Raw genomic sequence first — 16785 nt, 5'->3', positions numbered from 1 at the left:
AAGACGCCGCCGCCCGGGCCTGTTCTGGTCAGCGGGCACGGGCGTCCTCCCACAGGAGCACGTGCAGGCGAGGGGCGAGGTTCCAGCCTCGCTCGACGACCGGGTCGGCGAGTTCGCGCAGCAACCGCAGAAGCCGTCCACTGGTCGTGGCCTCCGGCATGACCCAGACATCGTCCAGGTCGTACTCCTCCTGCAACACCTCGATCTCGTCGAGGTCGGCGGCGCCGGTGACGACGAACTTGAACCGGGCGTGTCCCGATGCCGCCAGCGTTCGCAGCGCCTGGCCGCGGACCCGTCGGCGGTCCGGCATACCCGCGTTGGCGAGCTTCGGCGAGACGTTGAACGTCACCTGCCCGGCGAGGAGCGCGTCAGGGGGAACGACGGTGCCGTTGGTCTCGATCTCGACGGAAGCCCCCGTCGCCAGCAACTTCGTGGTGAGTTCGGTGAGCGGCTCAGCCTGAAGCAGGGGCTCACCGCCCGTGACCACCACCAGGTCGGCCCGATCGCGCGCCCAGGCGAGCACCGCCTCGACCGTCATCACCGTCTGCTCGGCGGCGCGGTCGTAGCTCTGCCACTGCCACGTCCATGGGGTGTCGCACCATGAGCACGCGAGGTTGCATCCGGAGAGGCGGACGAACGTCGCGTGTCGTCCGAGACTCGGGCCTTCGCCCTGGAACGTGGGACCGAAGAGCTCGGCCACCTTCAGCGTCGAGGCCACCGTCACGCCTCCTCCGGCGCGTACTCAGCCCATGTCGACGCGGTCTCGCTGACCCGGACGGACTCGACCCGCACACCGTCGGGAAGCGCGAGTCCAGTTGCGCACCATCGGAAGAAGTGCCGGGCGAGGTTCTCGCTCGTGGGCTCCGCGTCCATGACGTCGTTCAGGTCGCGGTGGTCGAACGTCCTCTGCAGATAGGCGCGGAACTCGTCCAGGACGGCGAAGTCCGCGACGAAGCCAGGGCCGGAGAGTCGGCGTGCAGCGAGCCGGACCTCGACGGAGTACGAGTGCCCGTGCGACCGGCCGCACTTGTGGCCCTCGGGAAGGCCGCTGAGCCGGTGCGCGGCCTCGAACCCGAAGCTCTTCCCGATCCGGTGCATCACGCCGTCTCCGCTGCGTAGCGGGTCGGATCGGGAACTCCGGCGACGGCGAACGCCTCCCGGCGCTCGACGCACGTCCCGCACGTTCCGCAGTGCAGCTCACCGCCCCGGTAGCAGGACCATGTGCTCGCGAACGGAACGCCCAGTTCTTCGGCGAGCCCGACGATCTCCGCCTTCGCCAGCGTCAGGAACGGCGCGAGCACGGAGAATCCGGCCGGGAGGGCGCCCTCACCGGCGAGCCTCGCCATCTGCCCGTAGGCGTCCACGAAGCCGGGCCGGCAATCGGGATAGACGGTGTGGTCACCGCCGTGCGCGCCGTACGCCACGGTGTCGGCGCCGAGGACGGTGGCCAGGCAGACGGCCACGTCCAGCAGTAGGGCGTTGCGGTGGGGGACGACCGTCACGGCCATGGACGCGTCGGTGTAATGCCCGTCGGGGACGTCGACGGCCAGGTCGGTGAGCGCCGAACCGCTCATCATCCGTCCCACCGACGTCAGATCGACGATCTGGTGCTTGACCGCGAGCGCGTCGGCGGTGGCGCGGGCGAACTCCAGCTCCTTGCGGTGTCTCTGGCCGTAGTCCGCCGACAGCAGCGTTACGCGGGCCGCGTGCGCGTGAAGCCAGTAAGCCAGCGTCGTGCTGTCGAGCCCTCCCGACAGGACGACGACGGCGTGACCGATCGGCCGGGTGGGCGGCGCGGGTGTCGTGGTCATGCGGCCCTGCTTCCCGCCACGTCCGCAAGCTGAAGGAATTCCCCGCGTGCACCGGCATCCGTGCGCAGCTCCCCGCGGAGCGCGAAGGTGATCGTTTCGGCGCCCAGCGCCCGCACGCCGCGGCGGGTCATGCACGAATGCTCGGCGACCATGACCACGCCGACGCCGCGGCACTCCAGCCACTGCTCGACGAGCGTGGCGACCTGCTGGCCGAGTTCCTCCTGCACCTGAAGGTTCGCGGCACACCACTCGACCGCGCGGGCGGCGATGCCCTACACGCGTGCCGTTCTGGGCCGACTCCGCGAAAGCGAGCCGGGCCTTGTGTTCGAGACCCGGCTGCTGAGTTTCGCCGACTAGTTCCGGGCACTGGAGCCGGGCGACGTCGACGTGGTGTTCGCCCGGCCGCTCGCTCCAGCCAGCATCGAGTTACTCACCCTGTCGACCGAGGGCCGGATCACCTGCCTTTCTGCGGGCGGCCCGCTGTCGGATCGCCCCTTCCTGAATACGGCAGACTTGTCCGATCTCCCGGTGTCCTTTCCCGTCAGTCCGGACGCGTCGATGACGACTCGCGGCCACAGCTCGGCGACCGAGACCAGCAGGTGCCGGAACGGGGCCCAGGTCGCGAGGTCTAGCTCGCCGCGGACGGTCAGGTGCAGGGTGTCGCCGTCGCCGGGTGCGACCCGCAGGGTCGTGTCGAACCTCGGGTCCGGATCGGTCTCGGGCGCCGCCATCAGCATCGTGGTCCCCTTTGCCGGACTTTTCTTGTCACCATGTTGCCGGGGGCGCGCGGCGGGTCATAGGGACGAACGTCCCGGGACGGGCGGCGGAGGTCCAGCCGGTCAGGCGAGCGCCGGGGGGTGGGGAAGTTGTTCCCGGCGACGACGCGGGGAGATTTCGGAAGCCGGGCCAGGACGGCGGCCAACTGTGCCTCGGCGATGATCCGCGTCAAGATCCCCCTTGTGCCTGAACGGTGCCCGGGCGTCCTTAGTCGGCGGCCAGATGGGGCAGGGGCCGTTCGGGTCCGGCGGGCCGAACCGCCGCTAGGGCTCGGGCGAGGGTGGTCGCTAGCGCGCCGGACGTGTCGATCGGTGTGGCTTCGGGCCAGGGGTCGGCGTGGGCTGTCAGGGCCGCTGCGACGGTGGGGTCGGCGTCGGAGGCGCCGCGCGGGCGGGTCCGGACGCGTTCGGCGGCGAGGCGTGCGGGCGCGCGGCATTCCAGCTCGGTCAGGTCGGCGTGTTCCTGCGACGCGACGTCCCGGAGCAGTGCGCGGTGTTCGGTGGCGGTCCAGGACGCGTCGAGCACGACCGTCTCGCCGAGGCGCAGCAGCCGTCGGGCGCGGTCCGCTAGTTCGACGTAGAGCCGGGCGGTGCGGGCGGGGGTGTAGAGGCCCGTTCCGTAGGGGGCGGCGGCGGACGCGTCCGGGGCGATCCCCGCCAGTTCCTTGCGGATCCGGTCGCTGCTGAGCAGGACGGCGCCGAGCCGGTCGGCGAGCGCGCCCGCCAGCGTCGACTTGCCGGTGCCGGGCGGCCCGCCGACGAGTACCAGGCCGACCGCGCCCGCCCGCAGGTGACGCAGCGCGACCTCCGTCAGGGCACCGGCCTCGGCGGCGGCGCCGGTGGCGCCCTGCGCGTGGCGCAGGCAGGCGACCTTGGCGCGGACGAACGCCCGGTAGGCGACGTAGTGGTGCCACAGGGACGGCGGCGCCGGGTCGGCGGCGAACTCGGCGTACCAGGCCGCGAACCGGCGGGCGGCGGCGGTCGCGCCGAGGCGTTCGAGGTCCATCGCGAGGAAGGCGGCGTCGTCCAGGCCGTCCACGCTGCGCAGCGCGGCGTCGAACTCCAGGCAGTCCAGGACGCGCGGGCCGTCGTCGAGGCAGAAGACGTCGGCGGCCATGAGGTCGCCGTGGCCGTCCACGACCCGTCCGTCGGCGATCCGCGCGGCGAACAGGTCCGCGCGCCCGGCGAGGAACCGCAGCGCGAGCCGTTCGACCTCGGCGGCCTCCACGCCGTCGATCGCCGCGCCGTGGAAGGGCCGGACCTGGTCGAAGCCCGCCGTCCACCGGGCGCGCAGCGCGTCGCGGGTGCCGGCGGCGCGCGGGGCGCGGGCGTGCCAGGCGGCGAGGAGGCGGGCGATGGAGCGCAGCGCGTCGTCCACCGGGGCGCCCGCGGCGGCCAGCGTCGACAGTCGTCGCTCGGCGGGCAGGCGCCGCATGACGAGCAGGTGGTCGCACGGCTCGCCGTCGGGGCCGTGGACGTCCGCGACGCCGAGGTACACGTCGGGGGAGAAGCGGCGGTTGAGCCGCAGCTCCTCGTGGCAGGCGCGTTCCCGCGCCTCCCGCGTGCGGAAGTCCACGAACCCGAGGTCGACGGGCTTCTTCATCTTGTACGCGCGGTCGCCGGCGAAGAAGACGATCCCGGTGTGGGTCTCGGCGACGGCCGCGGGGCTGCCGTCCATGTCAGGCGGCGGTGTGGTCGGCGCAGATCAGCACTTCGCACGGCGCCTTCTCCAGGACGCGGGGAACCGTGTCGCCGCCGAACGGGTTGCCGTGCTCGGAGTGGATGCGCGCCCCGATGACCAGCAGGTCGGCGTTGCGGGCCGCGTCCGTGAGGACGGTCCCGGGATCGCCGTGCGCGATGTGCAGCCGCGTCGTGAAGTGCTGCGAGCGGCGGAGCGTGCGGGCGGCCAGCGCGCGCAGCCGCAGCCACTGTCCGATGGTCCGCAGCGGGTGCGCGGCGGTGCCGGTGTCGGGGACGCGGATGACGTCCAGGCGCGCGTGGCGGCGTTCGGCCTCGGCGGCGGCGCGGCGCAGCGCGGCGAGGGAGTTGACCGATCCGTCGACGCCCACGACGACGTGGCGCTGACCGGGGACGAAGAACATGTTTCCTCCTTGGGGGCCGTCTCCAGCGTCGCGGTCGCGGCCGGAGCGGGGGCAGGGCCTCTGGTCGGCCGCCGCCGGGACCTTGGGCCTCAGAAGAACGCGGCGTGCCGGAGGGTGAAGCGGAAGAACTCGCCCTCGTCCCAGCGGTCCGTCCCGTACCACCAGCCGGCGCGGGCGCGGGACGGGACCGTGAACCCGCCGAACGTCCGCTCCGCGAGGAACTCGGCGCCGAACGCGTGCTCGCGGTAAGCGCCGTCCGGATTGCCCCAGCGGGGGAGCGTGACGGAGACGAGCGCGCCGTCCGGAGCGACGGTCAGCGTCACCGGATGCGCCGCGCCGCCGATCGTGACGTCCGCGCGGACGCGGCGGTCGTCCACGTGCTCGAAGGACACGGCCGGGGACAGCGCGGCGGCCGGGTCGAGGACGAGTTCGCCCGCGAGCCGCCCGGCGGCGCTGCGCGTGACGTCCGGTCCCGAGGCGGACAGGACGGGGATCGCCCCGAGCAGCCGCCAGCGCATCTCACCGGCCCCGGCGTCGTAAAGGTCGTGACCGATGACGGGCAGCCCGGCGACCCGCGCGGTCGCGGACCAGACGAACCCCTCGGGCGGCCGGAGGATCTGCGCGGCGGTGAACGGCCGCCAGGCGCCGCCGAGCCGGATCGCGCCGCGCGTCCGCAGCCGCGCCCCGGTCGCGAGCGGCGTCCCGGGGGCGATGGCGTGCAGCAGCCAGCGCCGCGCCGCGTCCGGCAGGCCCGCGACCATCGCGGGGTCGAACGCGGCGGGCCGTCCGGTGGGCGCGGCGAGCCTGCGGCGGACGGTCATGACGCCTCCTCGCGCGGCCGTCCGGCGACCGGCGCGAACCGGCGGCCCGTCACGTGCTCCCCGGGAACGCGGACGCCGGGCCGGCCGGGGACGGCGCCGCCGAGCCCGACGAGCGTGACCGTCCAGCCGTCGTCCGACGCCGCGTCGTACTCGTCCACCTGGAACGCGACGACCGCGCCGAGCAGCGCCCGCTCCAGCCGCGAGCCGGGGACGGTGCGGACGATCACGCCGTCCCCGTCCACCGCGAACGCGACCGGCTCGACGGCGGGCAGCGCGTGGTCGGTGAAGACGATCCGTCCGGTGCGTCCGTCCGGCGCGGCGCGCAGCAGCGCCAGGCATTCCGCATGGCCGAGAACTCCCAGGCCGTCCCCGTCAGTGTTCATGGGTCCAGCGTGCGTCCGGCACGGGCGGCGCGGGCAGAGACCAACGTCCCGGCCCCCTTCGCCGAACGCCCTCAGCGCCGCGCCGGAAGGGCCTTGACGATCTCGACCAGCACGTAGGAAGCGACCGCGACGGCGGCGGCCCGGCCCCACGCGGCGGCGTCGATCGGCGCGGAGCGGAACACCTCGTGCATCGCCGGAAGATAGGTGTACGCGGCCTGGACGGCGACGAGCGCGACGGCCCCGGCGCCCACCCACGGATTGCGGCGCACGCCCCGCCACAGCAGCGGCCGGTCCAGCGACAGGCAGTTGAACAGGTAGGTCAGCAGCGTCAGCGCGAACACGTTCACCACGACCGTGCGGGCCTCGGCGAGCGAGCCGCCGTGCGCGTGCTCCCAGTGGAACAGCCCGTACGCCCCGGCGAGCAGGACGGCCGACACGAGCAGGATCCGTCCGGTCAGAGCCCGCGTGAGCAGCGGCCGGGCGGGATCGCGGGGCGGGCGGCGCATGATCGCCTCGTCGCGCGGCTCGACGGTGAACGGGAGCCCGAGGATCAGCACGGCCGTCATGTTCAGCCACAGCACCTGCACGGGCTCGATCGGCAGCTCCCCGCCGACGAGGATCGCGGCGGTGAGCAGCAGGCCGAGGCCGACGTTGGCGGGCAGCGCCCACACGATGAACTTCACGAGGTTGTCGAAGACGCCGCGCCCCTCCTCGACGGCGGCCTCGATGGACGCGAAGTCGTCGTCGGTGAGGATCATGTCGGCGGCCTCCTTGGCGACCTCGGTCCCGTCGCGTCCCATCGCGATCCCGATGTCGGCCTGCCGGAGCGCGGGCGCGTCGTTGACGCCGTCGCCGGTCATCGCGACCACGTGCGAGCGGCTGCGCAGCGCCCGGACGAGCCGGAGCTTCTGCTCGGGCGACACGCGCGCGAACACGGTGACGCGCTCGACGGCGGCGGGCAGCTCGTCGTCGGGGCACGCCGCCAGCTCCCGGCCCGTCATGACGGCGCCGCCGAGGCCGATCCGCTCCCCGACGGCCCGCGCGGTCGCGGCGTGGTCCCCGGTGATCATCTTGACCTGGATCCCGGCGTCGTGGCAGGCCCGCACCGCCCGGGCCGCCTCCTCGCGCGGCGGGTCGTGCATGGCCTGCAGCCCGACGAAGACCAGCCGGGGCAGGGCGCCGATCCGGTCGGCGTCGTGGTCGGCGCGGGCGAAGGCGAGGACGCGCAGCGCCTGCCGTCCGTACTCGGCCGCCAGCTCCTCGACGGTCGCGGCGTCCAGCGGGACGGGCCGTCCGGACGAGTCCAGCCGCGTGTCGCACAGCGCGAGCACGCGTTCCACCGAGCCCTTCACGTAGAGGGCGCCGTCCGCGTGCAGCGTGGCCATGTACTGCCGCTCGGAGCTGAACGCGATCGTGTCGAGGCGTTCGGGGACGTCGGTCACCCCGCCCTTGGCCGCGCTGACGACCAGCGCGCCCTCGGTCGGGTCGCCGACCAGCTCCCACGTGCCGTCGCGTTCGGTGACGCGGGCGTCGTTGCAGGCCAGCCCGGCGAGCAGGCACTCACGCAGCGCGGGATCGGCCGCCGGACGTCCGTCCGTCTCGATGCGGCCGTGCGGCGCGTACCCCGAACCGGTGACGGTGTAGCGGCGGTCGCCCGCCGCGATGGCGGTGACGGTCATCTGGTTGCGGGTCAGCGTCCCGGTCTTGTCGGTGCAGATGACGGTCGTGCCGCCGAGCGTCTCCACGGCCGGGAGGCGGCGGACGATCGCGTTGCGCCGGACCATCCGCGCGACCCCGAACGCCAGCGTGATCGTCACGACGGCGGGCAGGCCCTCGGGGATCGCCCCGACGGCCAGCGCGACCGCCGCCGTCAGCATCTCGGCCGCGGGCTGGCCGCGCAGCGTCCCGACCGCGAACGTCACGGCGGCCAGAGCGAGGATCGCGACGGTCGCGCGGCGGCCGAACTGGGCGATCTTGCGGGTGAGCGGCGTCTGGACGGCGGTGGCGCGGTCCACCAGCCGGTGGACGCGGCCGATCTCGGTGTCCGCGCCGGTCGCGGTCACGATCCCGGCGCCCCGGCCGTAGGTGACGAGCGTCCCGGAGTGGGCCATCCCTGCGCGGTCGGCGAGATCGGCGTCGCCCAGCGCGGCGGGGTCCTTGGCGACCGGGGCGGACTCGCCGGTGAGAGCGGACTCGTCCACGGCCAGCTCCGCCGCCCGCACCAGCCGCACGTCCGCCGGGACCTTGTCCCCGGCCTCCAGCACGACCAGGTCGCCGCGCACCAGGTCCGCCGACGGCACGCGCCGCGCCCGCCCGTCGCGCACGACGGTCGCGGACGTGGTCGTCAGCGCCGTCAGCGCGCCGAGCGCGTGCTCGGCGCGGGACTCCTGCGCGAACCCGACGACCGCGTTGACGAGCACGAGGACGAGGATCACCGTCGCGTCCACGTGCTCGCCGAGGCCCGCCGTGACGGCCGCCGACACCAGCAGCACATAGATCAGCGGGCTGTTGAACTGCGCCAGGAACCGTCGCGTCGGGCCGCGCCGGTGCGCGGCGGGCAGCGTGTTCGGTCCCGAGCGCGCGCGCCGCGCGGCGGCCTCCGCCGTCGTGAGGCCGGCGGCGGCGTCGGTGCCCAGGTCCCGCGTGACGTCCTCGGCGGTCCGCAGGTGGGGCGGCGTCGCGTTCACCCTTCGAAGGGTTCCCCGCCCACGGCCGGTCCCATCAGGGACCAAGGTCATCGCCGGGTCGCGAACGTCCCGCAGACCGGGGCCGAACGGCCCTGGGGACGGTACGGCGCACGCGGTGGCATGGAAGCACCGAAGAGTGGAGGCGGAACCCATGAGCCCCGGAACGAGCGTCGTCGTCGGCTACGACGGGAGCGAGGAGAGCGAGCGCGCGCTGGCGTGGGCGGCCGAGGAGGCCGCGCTGCGCCGCCTGCCGCTGCTGGTCTGCCACGCCTGGCACTGGCCGTACCCGGTGACCTACATCGACCATGAGGGCACGGCGATCGTCCGGCGGATGGGTCAGCACGTCCTGGACCACGGGGTCGGGCTGGCGCGTGCTCTGCGTCCCGGGCCGGAGGTCCACGGCCGGCTGCTGGACGGCCCCGCCTCCGCCGCCCTGGTCAACGCCGCCGCGGACGCCGAGGTGATCGTGGTCGGCTGCCGGGACGAGCCGGCGCCGGGTTCGACGGCGCTGCGGCTGCCCGAGCACGCCGGTCGTCCCGTCGTCGTGGTGCGTCCGGCCGGGTGGCGGTCCGGCGAGATCGTCGCGGGGGTGGACGGCTCGGCGGCCGGCGACGCGGCCCTCGGGTTCGCGTTCGAGGAGGCGGCGCTGCGCGGCCGGAGCGTTCGGGCCGTGTACGGCTGCTGGGAGCCGGGCGCCGAGGGCGGCCGGGACCTCGCGCTGTTCCACGACGCCGTCCGCCGGGATCGCGGCGCGCTGCTCGAACGCGCCGTCGCCCCGTGGCTCGCCAAGTACCCGCAGGTCGACGCGCGGACGTCGCTGATGGTGGAGTCGCCGCGCAAGGCTCTGCTGGACGCCGCGCAGACCGCCGCGCTGGTCGTCGTCGGCGACCGGGGGACGGGCGGCTTCGACGCGCTGCGGCTCGGCGCGACGAGCGGGACCGTTCTGCGGTACGCGCCGTGCTCCGTCGCGGTCGTCCCCTCGCCGCGCGCCGGCCGGCCGAACGGGCGGGTGTGACCATGACGGACGAGCAGAGGCCGCGCGGCGTCGTCGTCGGCTATGACGGCTCCGCGGCGAGCGAGACGGCGCTGCGCTGGGCGGCGCGCGAGGCGCGGCTGCGCGGGCTGCCGCTGACGGTCTGCCACGCGTGGGAGATCTTCATGGCCGCCGGGCCGATGGCGTTCCCGGTCGCGGACCTGGAGGCGGCGGCGCGGGAGGTGCTGTCCGGCGGCGCGGCACGGGCCCGCGCGCTGCACCCGGACGTCCACGCCGAACTCGGGCGCGGCCCCGCCGCGCAGATCCTCCTGCGGGCCGCTGCGGGGGCGGACCTGCTGGTGGTCGGGTCGCGCGGGCACGGCGGGTTCGCCGGGCTCCTGCTGGGCGCGGTGCCCGCGCAGGTCGCGGGGCACGCGTCCTGCCCGGTCGTGGTGGTGCGCGCGGACAGTCCGGCCGGGGACGGCACGGTCGTGGTCGGCGTCGACGGTTCTGCGTCGTCGGTGGAAGCGCTGGCGGCGGCGTTCGCCGTGGCGGACGCGCGGGGCGCGCCGCTGCTCGCGCTGCTGGCCCGGCCCGCCGCCGAGGCGTCCGGGACGTTCGGGCCGCCGGTGGACGCCGACGGCATCGCCGGCCTGGCCGCCGAACGGCTCGCCCGCCTCCTCGACCCGTGGCGCGCCGAGTACCCGAACGTGGCGGTGCAGTCGGAGGTGGTGACGGGAGCCCCGCGCGACGTCCTGCTCGCCGCCGCGAAGGACGCGGGACTCATCGTCGTCGGGTCGCGCGGCACCGGCGGCTTCCGGGGACTGCTGCTCGGCTCGGTCAGCGAGGCGCTGCTCCACCACGCGCCCTGCCCGGTCGCCGTCGCGCCCGCGCGAGACACGACACGACACGAACGGAGGCCGGAGGAATGACGACGACACAAGACGCACTGACGCGCCGGGCGGTGGAGGCCGCCGCATGGGCGCCGTCCGTCCACAACACGCAGCCGTGGTCGTTCGGCCTCGGCCGGGACCGCATCGTCGTGCGGGCCGACGCGAGCCGGAGGCTGGACGTGGCCGACCCCGACGGCCGCGAGATGCTCATCAGCTGCGGCGCCGCGCTGTTCACCCTCGAAACCGCGCTGCGCGCGCACGGGCTCGTCCCGGACGTGCGGTCGCTGCCGGATCCGGACCGGCCGAACCTGGTGGCGGACGTCCGCGTCCGCCCGGGGGCGCCCGGGGACGAGACAGCCGCGCGGTTGCTGCGGGAGGTCCCGCACCGGCGCACGCACCGGGGGGCGTTCCGGACGGCCTCGATCGAGCCGGGCGTGCTCGCGGCCCTGCATCTGGAGGCCGAGCTGGAGGGCGCGCACCTGCGGCAGGCGATCGACGTCCACACCGTGGGGGCGCTGGCCGCGCTCACCCAGCTCGCCGAGCACCTGCGGCGGCTCGATCCCGCCCACGCCGCCGAGGCCGCCCGGTGGGCGCCCACCCCGCGCAGCACGCGGACCGACGGTGTCCCGCACACCGCCTACCCGCGCGAGACGCCGCGCAGCACCCCGGACTTCGCCGCCCGCGACTTCGCGCGGGGCCAGGGCTGGGGCGTGCCCGCCGGGCCGGACGAGACGGACCTTTCGCCGGGGCTCGTGTTCACGCTGAGCACGAAGGGCGACACCCGGGCGGACTGGCTCACCGCCGGACGGGCGCTGCAGCGCGTCCTGCTGCGCGCCGCCGCCGACGCGGACCTGTCGGCCGCCTTCCACACGCAGGCGCTGGAGATCCCGGAGCTGCGCGCGTTCGTCCGGACGCGGTTCTGCGCCGGTGACGCGCCCCAGATGATCCTGCGCCTGGGCGTCCCGTCCGGACCCGAGCTGACGAGCGTGCGCCGCCCCCTGGACGCCGTCGTGTTCGACGAGCCCTGACCGGGGCCGAACGACCGGCCGTCCCGGGCCGAAAGTCCCTGTCGGCCGCGTCGCCGTCCGGACGAGCATGGACGGCATCGACGGGAGGCCGGGACATGGGCGACACGATCGATGCGGGCCACCGCGCCTCGGCGCTGACACGGCTGCGCAGGACGGCGGACGCGGGACCGGTCGGCCCCGACGCGGTCCCGGCCGCGCGGACCGTCCTGACCGAGCTGCGCCGGACGCAGCCGGGGCGACGGGACGGCGGCGGTTCGAGCGTCGAGATGCTGTTGGCCCGCCGCCTCGACCGGCTCGCCACCGTCGCCGACGAGATCGCCGCGGCGGCGACGGCGGGGGACCGCGCCGCGCTGCGCGGCCACGTCTACCGCTTCCACGCCCTCGCGGCGGCGACCTGGCGGCTGCGGCTCGCCCTCCCGGGACCCGCGCCGCGCTGACACCCCGCCCGGCGGGCGGACACCGAGTTTTCGAGCCAGAGAAGAGGACGCGTCATGGCCACTCCGATCATCGTCGGGATCGACGGTTCCGCGCACGCCTGGCAGGCCCTGGACTGGGCCGCCGCCGACGCGCGCCTGCACGGGCGCCCGCTGTCGCTCGTCCACGGTTCCCGGGCGCTGCTCCGGGACGGGACGCTGAGCGAACTCGACTACGCGCACCTGGACGAGGAACGCACCGCCCTGCTGCACGAGGCCCGGCAGTACGCGCTCAAGCAGGCGCCCGGCCTGGACGTCACGACCGAGCTGATCGCGCTGGAGGCGGGCGAGGCGCTGATCGACCTGAGCGACCGCGCGGCCCTCGTCGCGGTCGGCACCCGGGGCGTGGGCGGATTCGAGGGCCTGCTGTTCGGCTCGGTGGCGCTGCGCGTCGCCGGGCACGCCCGGTGCCCCGTCCTGGTCGTCCCCGGGCCGGCTCCGCACCCGGAGGACGCGCCGCCGGAGATCCTGCTCGGCGTCGACACCGCGCACCCGCAGGACGCCGCGATCGGCTGGGCGTTCGAGGCGGCGTCGCTGCGCGGCGCCCGGCTCACGGCGCTGACCGCGCTGCCCGTGGACTTCGGCTCCCTGCACCTGCGCGGCGTCGCCGACCGCGAGCTGTCGGAGGTCCTGGCGGGCTGGTCGACGACCTACCCCGACGTGCCGGTCCGGCCCGTCGTCGCGGACGCGGGTGCCGCGCGCGCCCTGGTCCTCGGGTCCGAGCAGTCCGCGCTGCTCGTCGTCGGCGCCCGCCGCCCGGCGGGCCGCTTCGGTCTCGCGCTCGGCGCCGTGAACCATGCGGTGCTGCACCACGCCCGCTGCCCCGTGGCCGTCGTCCCGACCGCCTGAGCACGACGCCCGCCAGGGAGCCCCCGGTGACCCGACGTGTCCACCTGCGCCCGCGCCGTCTCGGCCCGCCGCCGCCCACCTGGTGGCAGCGCTGCGGGACGCCGCACGCACCGGCCGGTGCTGTTCGTGCGCGCGACGCTCAGCAAGGTCGCCGACCCGCCGCCCCGTTCGGCCCTGGCGTCGGTGCGGGCCGATCTGAACGGGACCGTCCTCAACGCCCAGACGGCCGGATCGATCGAGGAGGCCGTCGGCCTCACCGCCGACCGCCTGCGCGTCCGGCTGGAACGGACGCCCGAGCACTCGCGGCTGACGCGCGTCAGTCCCGGCCGGTGAGGGGGACGCGCCAGACCAGGATCGTGCCGCCGCCGGGGCGGGGGCGGGTGGTGAGCGTGCCGCCGAGGGCGGTGGCGCGGTCGTGGAGGTTGGCCAGGCCGCTGCGGCGTCCGGTGTCGGGGATGCCGACGCCGTCGTCCTCGACGCGGAGGGTGAGGTCGTCCCCGGCGGTGACGTCCACGCTGACGTGGGAGGCGCGGGCGTGGCGGGCGGCGTTGGACAGGGCCTCGCGGGTGACGGCGAGCAGGTGGTCGCCCGTGTCGTCGGGGACGGCGGTGTCCAGCAGCCCGTCCAGCCGCACCGACGGCGCGAACCCGAGCTGTTCGGTCGCGGCGTCGACCAGCGCGTAGAGGCGGCTGCGCAGGCTCTCGGCGTCGGGGGCGGCCTGGAGCGCGAAGATCGTGGAGCGGATCTGGCGGATGGTGTCGTCCAGGTCGTCCACGGCGCGCTGGACGCGGGTCGCCACGTCCGGCTTAGTAGTGATCTTGATGGCGCTCATCAGCGTCATGGCGGTCGCGAACAGCCGCTGGATGACGGTGTCGTGCAGGTCCTTGGCGATGCGGTCGCGGTCCTCGAACAGGGCGAGGCGTTCGGCGTCGCGGCGCCGGTCGGCCAGCTCCAGCGCCACGGCGGCCTGGGTCCCGAACGCCTCCAGGAGCCGCTGGGCCGACTCGGTGAACGCCGGCCCGCCGGGGCGGTTCATCACGGTGACGGCGCCGCGCGCCGACGCCCCCGTGCCGAGCGGGACCGACAGCAGCGGCCCGACGGGCGGGTCGGCGCCGGGCCGTCCGGCGTCCTCCAGCCGCAGGGAGACGCCGTCGGCGAAGACCGGTGCCTCAAGCGCCTCGTCCCGGGGGACGCGCAGCCCCCGGAGGCGGGCGGCGGCCTCGCCGTCGGCGGCGTCGATGACGAACGCCCGCCCGGCCGGGTCGGCGAGGGAGACGGTGGCGAGGTCGGCGTCGGCGATGCGGCGCGCGCGTTCGGCGACCAGCGCCGTGACGTCCTGCGTGCCGGTGCCCGACAGGAGCCGGGTGGAGACCTCGGCGGACGCTTCGAGCCACTGCTCGCGGCGGCGCCCCTCCTCGTAGAGCCGCGCGTTCTCGATCGCGACGCCCGCGGCCGTGGCCAGCGCGCCGACGACGACCTCGTCATCGGCGTCGAAGTCCCCGCCGCCGACCTTCTCGGTGAGGTACAGGTTGCCGAACACCTCGTCCCGCACGCGGATCGGGACGCCCAGGAACGTGCCCATCGGCGGATGGTTCGCCGGGAACCCGTAGGACTCCGGATGCGCGGACAGGTCATGGAGCCGCAGCGGGCGGGGCTCCTTGATGAGCAGGCCGAGGATGCCGCGCCCGTGCGGCCAGTGCCCGATCGCCTCGATCTCCTGCTCGCCCACGCCGACGGTGACGAACTGGACGAGCCGCTCACCGTCCTCGTCGATGACGCCGAGCGCGCCGTAACGCGCGTCCACCAGCGTCGTCGCGGCCTCGGTGATGCGGCGCAGGACGGTCTCCAGATCCAGCTCGCTGCCGATCGAGACCACCGCTTCCAGCAGCGCGTGGACCCGGTCGCGCGTCGACCGCGCCGTCTCCAGCCGCGCCTGCAGCTCGGCCAGCAGATCGTCCAGCTTGAGCTGCGGAAGGACGAGCCTGGCCCGGTCCTCGCCGGGCGACGGGTCACCGGCCATGCGCGCTCGCCTTTCGCCTCTGCGGAGTGCGCCGCGGACAGTGACGCATGTCCGAATCCTCGCATCACCAGGGACCTTCGTCCTTGTGATCGGGGACTCATGCTGCTCGCGGGGCCGCCACCGGGGACCTACTGTCGGAAAGGGCGCGCCCCGCCCGCCACCGAGCGTAAAGGACCCCTGCCATGACCGGTCGAACCGCCGAACGCGCCGGCGTCATCCGCGTGTTCCTGATGGACGATCACGAGGTCGTGCGGCGCGGCGTCGGCGCCCTGCTGGCCGCCGAGGACGACATCGAGATCGTGGGGGAGGCGGGCTCGGCGGAACAGGCGCTGGCGCGGGTGCCCGCCGCCCGCCCGGACGTGGCGGTGCTGGACGTGCGGCTGCCCGACGGCGACGGCGTCACCGTCTGCCGCGATCTGCGCTCCCGGATGCCCGAACTGGCGTGCCTGATGCTGACGTCCTTCGACGACGAGGACGCGCTGTTCGACGCCGTCATGGCCGGGGCCGCGGGCTATGTGCTCAAGCAGATCCACGGCTCGGACCTGGTCGGCGCGGTGCGCACGGTCGCGTCCGGCCAGTCGCTGCTGGACCCGCGCAGCACCGCCCAGATGCTCCAGCGCATCCGCGAACGCCAGGAGCGCAAGGACCCGCTGGCCGCGCTCACCGACCAGGAGCGGACGATCTTCGAGCTGATCGGCGAGGGCCTGACCAACCGGCAGATCGGTGAACGCATGTTCCTCGCCGAGAAGACCGTCAAGAACTACACGTCGCACGTGTTCGCCAAGCTCGGCATGACCCGCCGCACTCAGGCCGCCGCCTACGCCGCCCGCCTCAAGGCCGACGCCCCGAAGCACCCCGAGCGCTGAGAAGCGGTGAGGCGCGCCCCGGTGCGCCTCACCGCTTCGCCCGCGTCCGGTCACTTCAGGAACGGGAACCTGCGCACCAGCGCCGTGGCGCTCCACCGGCGGCCGAGGCCGAGGGCGTCGCCCGCGCTGACCAGGGCGAGGCCGATCAGGACGAGCGCGTAGACCAGGTGGTCGTCCATGAAGACGTTGTTGGCGGGCGGGAGCACGGCGCTCCACATCATGACCAGCAGCAGCGCGCCCGCCCCCGCCGCGACGCGCATCCCGATCCCGAGGACGAGCGCCGCGCCGACGCCCGCGAGGCCCGCCATGAACAGCCAGTCGGCCCAGGCCGCTCCGGCGATGTCGTGGTAGAAGCCGGCGAGCGGTCCCTGCGGCGCGTGCTTCAGGAAGCCCTCGGTGGGGCTGCCGCCGTCGATCCACGCCTGCGCGCGCGGCGTCTCGTGGCCGAGTCCGAAGGTCTTGTCCAGGAACGCCCAGACGAACACCCAGCCCAGCGCGAGCCGGGCGGCGGCCCAGACGTAGCGCGCGGCGGGCGACTCGGTGAGCGGCGCGGGGGCGTGCAGGTGGTCCAGGACGCGGTGGGTCGTGTTCCTGCGGGTCGAGACAGCCATGGTCGTCCCTCTTCTGCTCGTTCTCGATTCCGTCCGTCCCCACTTCACCGTTCTCCGGAAAGCGGGGGCAGGTCCGAACGGCTCGCGGCCATGGGACTTACGTCCTCGCCGGGTCACCGGCTGAAGCGCGCCGCGCGGCGGCCACCGCGCCCCTCGCGCAGCAGCGGATCGGCCGTCAGGGAGATCTGGCCCGGTGCCGGACGGCAGACCCGGCTGAACCCCGTCCTGTGCGCGAACGCACACGGCCTTACGACTTTACAAAATATGCAATTCGCTAGGCTTGCAACTCACCGGGACGGTCGGTGTCGTGGAGTGAGGAGGCCGGTCGTGGGACGTGGTCGGGCGAAGGCCAAGCAGGTGAAGGTCGCGCGCAGGCTGAAATACGGCGGCGGCGACGGCGATCTCGAGCGGCTGCGGCGGGAACTGGAAGCCGCCGCGGGCGGTGACGACGCGTCGGCCGACCGAGGAGACGACGACGTCGCGGAGGGATGA

At 74.8% G+C, this 16785-nt stretch carries 20 protein-coding genes; 8 read left to right on the top strand and 12 right to left on the bottom strand.

Annotated features, from left to right (window positions below):
* Nucleotides 1-28: 28 nt before the first annotated feature.
* From GQ466_RS12790 to GQ466_RS12745, 10 genes are all read right to left on the bottom strand, one after another.
* Nucleotides 29-718: a radical SAM protein gene (locus tag GQ466_RS12790; protein ID WP_161103075.1), complete on the bottom strand. Its 690-nt coding sequence runs from the start codon at nucleotides 716-718 to the stop codon at nucleotides 29-31.
* Between the two features lie 2 nt (nucleotides 719-720).
* Nucleotides 721-1098 carry a 6-pyruvoyl trahydropterin synthase family protein gene (locus GQ466_RS12785; protein ID WP_161103867.1) on the bottom strand — a complete coding sequence of 126 codons (378 nt, stop codon included), beginning with the start codon at nucleotides 1096-1098 and terminating at the stop codon, nucleotides 721-723.
* Entirely contained in the window at nucleotides 1098-1811 is a 714-nt protein-coding gene (gene queC / locus GQ466_RS12780; RefSeq protein WP_161103074.1) for a 7-cyano-7-deazaguanine synthase QueC, read from the bottom strand. Before queC ends, GQ466_RS12785 begins: the two co-directional genes overlap by 1 nt.
* Entirely contained in the window at nucleotides 1808-2080 is a 273-nt protein-coding gene (locus tag GQ466_RS12775) for a GTP cyclohydrolase I (protein WP_161103866.1), read from the bottom strand. Before GQ466_RS12775 ends, queC begins: the two co-directional genes overlap by 4 nt.
* An 84-nt stretch (nucleotides 2081-2164) precedes the next feature.
* On the bottom strand, nucleotides 2165-2548 hold the full coding sequence (locus GQ466_RS12770) for an STAS domain-containing protein (RefSeq protein WP_161103073.1): 384 nt from the start codon (nucleotides 2546-2548) through the stop codon (nucleotides 2165-2167).
* Nucleotides 2549-2795: 247 nt separating this feature from the next.
* On the bottom strand, nucleotides 2796-4265 hold the full coding sequence (locus tag GQ466_RS12765) for a bifunctional aminoglycoside phosphotransferase/ATP-binding protein (protein WP_161103072.1): 1470 nt from the start codon (nucleotides 4263-4265) through the stop codon (nucleotides 2796-2798).
* A 1-nt stretch (nucleotide 4266) separates the two neighbouring features.
* Nucleotides 4267-4689, bottom strand: coding sequence for a universal stress protein (locus tag GQ466_RS12760; RefSeq protein WP_161103071.1), 423 nt, complete (start codon nucleotides 4687-4689; stop codon nucleotides 4267-4269).
* Nucleotides 4690-4778: 89 nt separating this feature from the next.
* The gene (locus GQ466_RS12755) at nucleotides 4779-5510 is read right to left on the bottom strand and encodes a DUF6544 family protein (protein ID WP_161103070.1); all 732 of its coding nucleotides are present in this window, start codon (nucleotides 5508-5510) and stop codon (nucleotides 4779-4781) included.
* Nucleotides 5507-5893, bottom strand: a complete 387-nt coding sequence (locus GQ466_RS12750) for a pyridoxamine 5'-phosphate oxidase family protein (RefSeq protein WP_161103069.1) — start codon at nucleotides 5891-5893, stop codon at nucleotides 5507-5509. The genes GQ466_RS12755 and GQ466_RS12750 overlap by 4 nt, the downstream gene beginning before the upstream one ends.
* Before the next feature lie 71 nt (nucleotides 5894-5964).
* Nucleotides 5965-8580, bottom strand: a complete 2616-nt coding sequence (locus tag GQ466_RS12745; RefSeq protein WP_337193443.1) for an HAD-IC family P-type ATPase — start codon at nucleotides 8578-8580, stop codon at nucleotides 5965-5967.
* A gap of 151 nt (nucleotides 8581-8731) precedes the next feature.
* Between GQ466_RS12745 and GQ466_RS12740 the strand changes: the two genes are divergently transcribed.
* From GQ466_RS12740 to GQ466_RS12715, 6 genes are all read left to right on the top strand, one after another.
* Nucleotides 8732-9595 carry a universal stress protein gene (locus GQ466_RS12740; protein ID WP_161103067.1) on the top strand — a complete coding sequence of 288 codons (864 nt, stop codon included), beginning with the start codon at nucleotides 8732-8734 and terminating at the stop codon, nucleotides 9593-9595.
* 2 nt (nucleotides 9596-9597) lie between these two features.
* Nucleotides 9598-10485 carry a universal stress protein gene (locus GQ466_RS12735; protein WP_161103066.1) on the top strand — a complete coding sequence of 296 codons (888 nt, stop codon included), beginning with the start codon at nucleotides 9598-9600 and terminating at the stop codon, nucleotides 10483-10485.
* Entirely contained in the window at nucleotides 10482-11474 is a 993-nt protein-coding gene (locus GQ466_RS12730; RefSeq protein ID WP_161103065.1) for an Acg family FMN-binding oxidoreductase, read from the top strand. The genes GQ466_RS12735 and GQ466_RS12730 overlap by 4 nt, the downstream gene beginning before the upstream one ends.
* Before the next feature lie 95 nt (nucleotides 11475-11569).
* The gene (locus GQ466_RS12725) at nucleotides 11570-11911 is read left to right on the top strand and encodes a hypothetical protein (protein ID WP_161103064.1); all 342 of its coding nucleotides are present in this window, start codon (nucleotides 11570-11572) and stop codon (nucleotides 11909-11911) included.
* A gap of 54 nt (nucleotides 11912-11965) precedes the next feature.
* Nucleotides 11966-12796, top strand: a complete 831-nt coding sequence (locus GQ466_RS12720; protein ID WP_161103063.1) for a universal stress protein — start codon at nucleotides 11966-11968, stop codon at nucleotides 12794-12796.
* A gap of 36 nt (nucleotides 12797-12832) precedes the next feature.
* Entirely contained in the window at nucleotides 12833-13129 is a 297-nt protein-coding gene (locus tag GQ466_RS12715) for a hypothetical protein (RefSeq protein ID WP_161103062.1), read from the top strand.
* On the opposite strand, the gene GQ466_RS12710 is transcribed toward GQ466_RS12715, so the two are convergent.
* Nucleotides 13113-14816 (bottom strand): GAF domain-containing sensor histidine kinase, encoded by a 1704-nt coding sequence (locus GQ466_RS12710; RefSeq protein WP_161103061.1) that lies wholly within the window; start codon nucleotides 14814-14816, stop codon nucleotides 13113-13115. The genes GQ466_RS12715 and GQ466_RS12710 overlap by 17 nt on opposite strands.
* Nucleotides 14817-14998: 182 nt before the next feature.
* Here GQ466_RS12710 and GQ466_RS12705 point away from each other — a divergent pair, with 182 nt between their 5' ends.
* Complete coding sequence (locus GQ466_RS12705; protein WP_161103060.1) at nucleotides 14999-15682, top strand: response regulator transcription factor; 684 nt, start codon at nucleotides 14999-15001, stop codon at nucleotides 15680-15682.
* 50 nt (nucleotides 15683-15732) lie between these two features.
* Here the strand turns inward: GQ466_RS12705 and GQ466_RS12700 are convergent, their stop codons facing one another.
* The gene (locus GQ466_RS12700; protein WP_161103059.1) at nucleotides 15733-16293 is read right to left on the bottom strand and encodes a DoxX family membrane protein; all 561 of its coding nucleotides are present in this window, start codon (nucleotides 16291-16293) and stop codon (nucleotides 15733-15735) included.
* Nucleotides 16294-16620: 327 nt separating this feature from the next.
* Between GQ466_RS12700 and GQ466_RS31505 the strand changes: the two genes are divergently transcribed.
* A complete protein-coding gene (locus GQ466_RS31505; protein WP_161103058.1) occupies nucleotides 16621-16785 on the top strand; it encodes a DUF3073 family protein in 165 nt (54 codons plus the stop codon).

The organism is Actinomadura rayongensis (assembly GCF_009831215.1).
Taxonomy (GTDB): domain Bacteria; phylum Actinomycetota; class Actinomycetes; order Streptosporangiales; family Streptosporangiaceae; genus Spirillospora; species Spirillospora rayongensis.
Note: the sequence above shows the minus strand (reverse complement) of the source record. Positions and strands in the feature narration are given on the sequence as shown.

Coding starts and splice junctions, on each gene's coding strand:
- GQ466_RS12785 (WP_161103867.1), bottom strand. CDS start 1,098: ATGCACCGGATCGGGAAGAGCTTCGGGTTCGAGGCCGCGCACCGGCTC.
- queC (WP_161103074.1), bottom strand. CDS start 1,811: ATGACCACGACACCCGCGCCGCCCACCCGGCCGATCGGTCACGCCGTC.
- GQ466_RS12770 (WP_161103073.1), bottom strand. CDS start 2,548: ATGCTGATGGCGGCGCCCGAGACCGATCCGGACCCGAGGTTCGACACG.
- GQ466_RS12765 (WP_161103072.1), bottom strand. CDS start 4,265: ATGGACGGCAGCCCCGCGGCCGTCGCCGAGACCCACACCGGGATCGTC.
- GQ466_RS12760 (WP_161103071.1), bottom strand. CDS start 4,689: ATGTTCTTCGTCCCCGGTCAGCGCCACGTCGTCGTGGGCGTCGACGGA.
- GQ466_RS12755 (WP_161103070.1), bottom strand. CDS start 5,510: ATGACCGTCCGCCGCAGGCTCGCCGCGCCCACCGGACGGCCCGCCGCG.
- GQ466_RS12750 (WP_161103069.1), bottom strand. CDS start 5,893: ATGAACACTGACGGGGACGGCCTGGGAGTTCTCGGCCATGCGGAATGC.
- GQ466_RS12740 (WP_161103067.1), top strand. CDS start 8,732: ATGAGCCCCGGAACGAGCGTCGTCGTCGGCTACGACGGGAGCGAGGAG.
- GQ466_RS12735 (WP_161103066.1), top strand. CDS start 9,598: ATGACGGACGAGCAGAGGCCGCGCGGCGTCGTCGTCGGCTATGACGGC.
- GQ466_RS12730 (WP_161103065.1), top strand. CDS start 10,482: ATGACGACGACACAAGACGCACTGACGCGCCGGGCGGTGGAGGCCGCC.
- GQ466_RS12725 (WP_161103064.1), top strand. CDS start 11,570: ATGGGCGACACGATCGATGCGGGCCACCGCGCCTCGGCGCTGACACGG.
- GQ466_RS12720 (WP_161103063.1), top strand. CDS start 11,966: ATGGCCACTCCGATCATCGTCGGGATCGACGGTTCCGCGCACGCCTGG.
- GQ466_RS12710 (WP_161103061.1), bottom strand. CDS start 14,816: ATGGCCGGTGACCCGTCGCCCGGCGAGGACCGGGCCAGGCTCGTCCTT.
- GQ466_RS12705 (WP_161103060.1), top strand. CDS start 14,999: ATGACCGGTCGAACCGCCGAACGCGCCGGCGTCATCCGCGTGTTCCTG.
- GQ466_RS12700 (WP_161103059.1), bottom strand. CDS start 16,293: ATGGCTGTCTCGACCCGCAGGAACACGACCCACCGCGTCCTGGACCAC.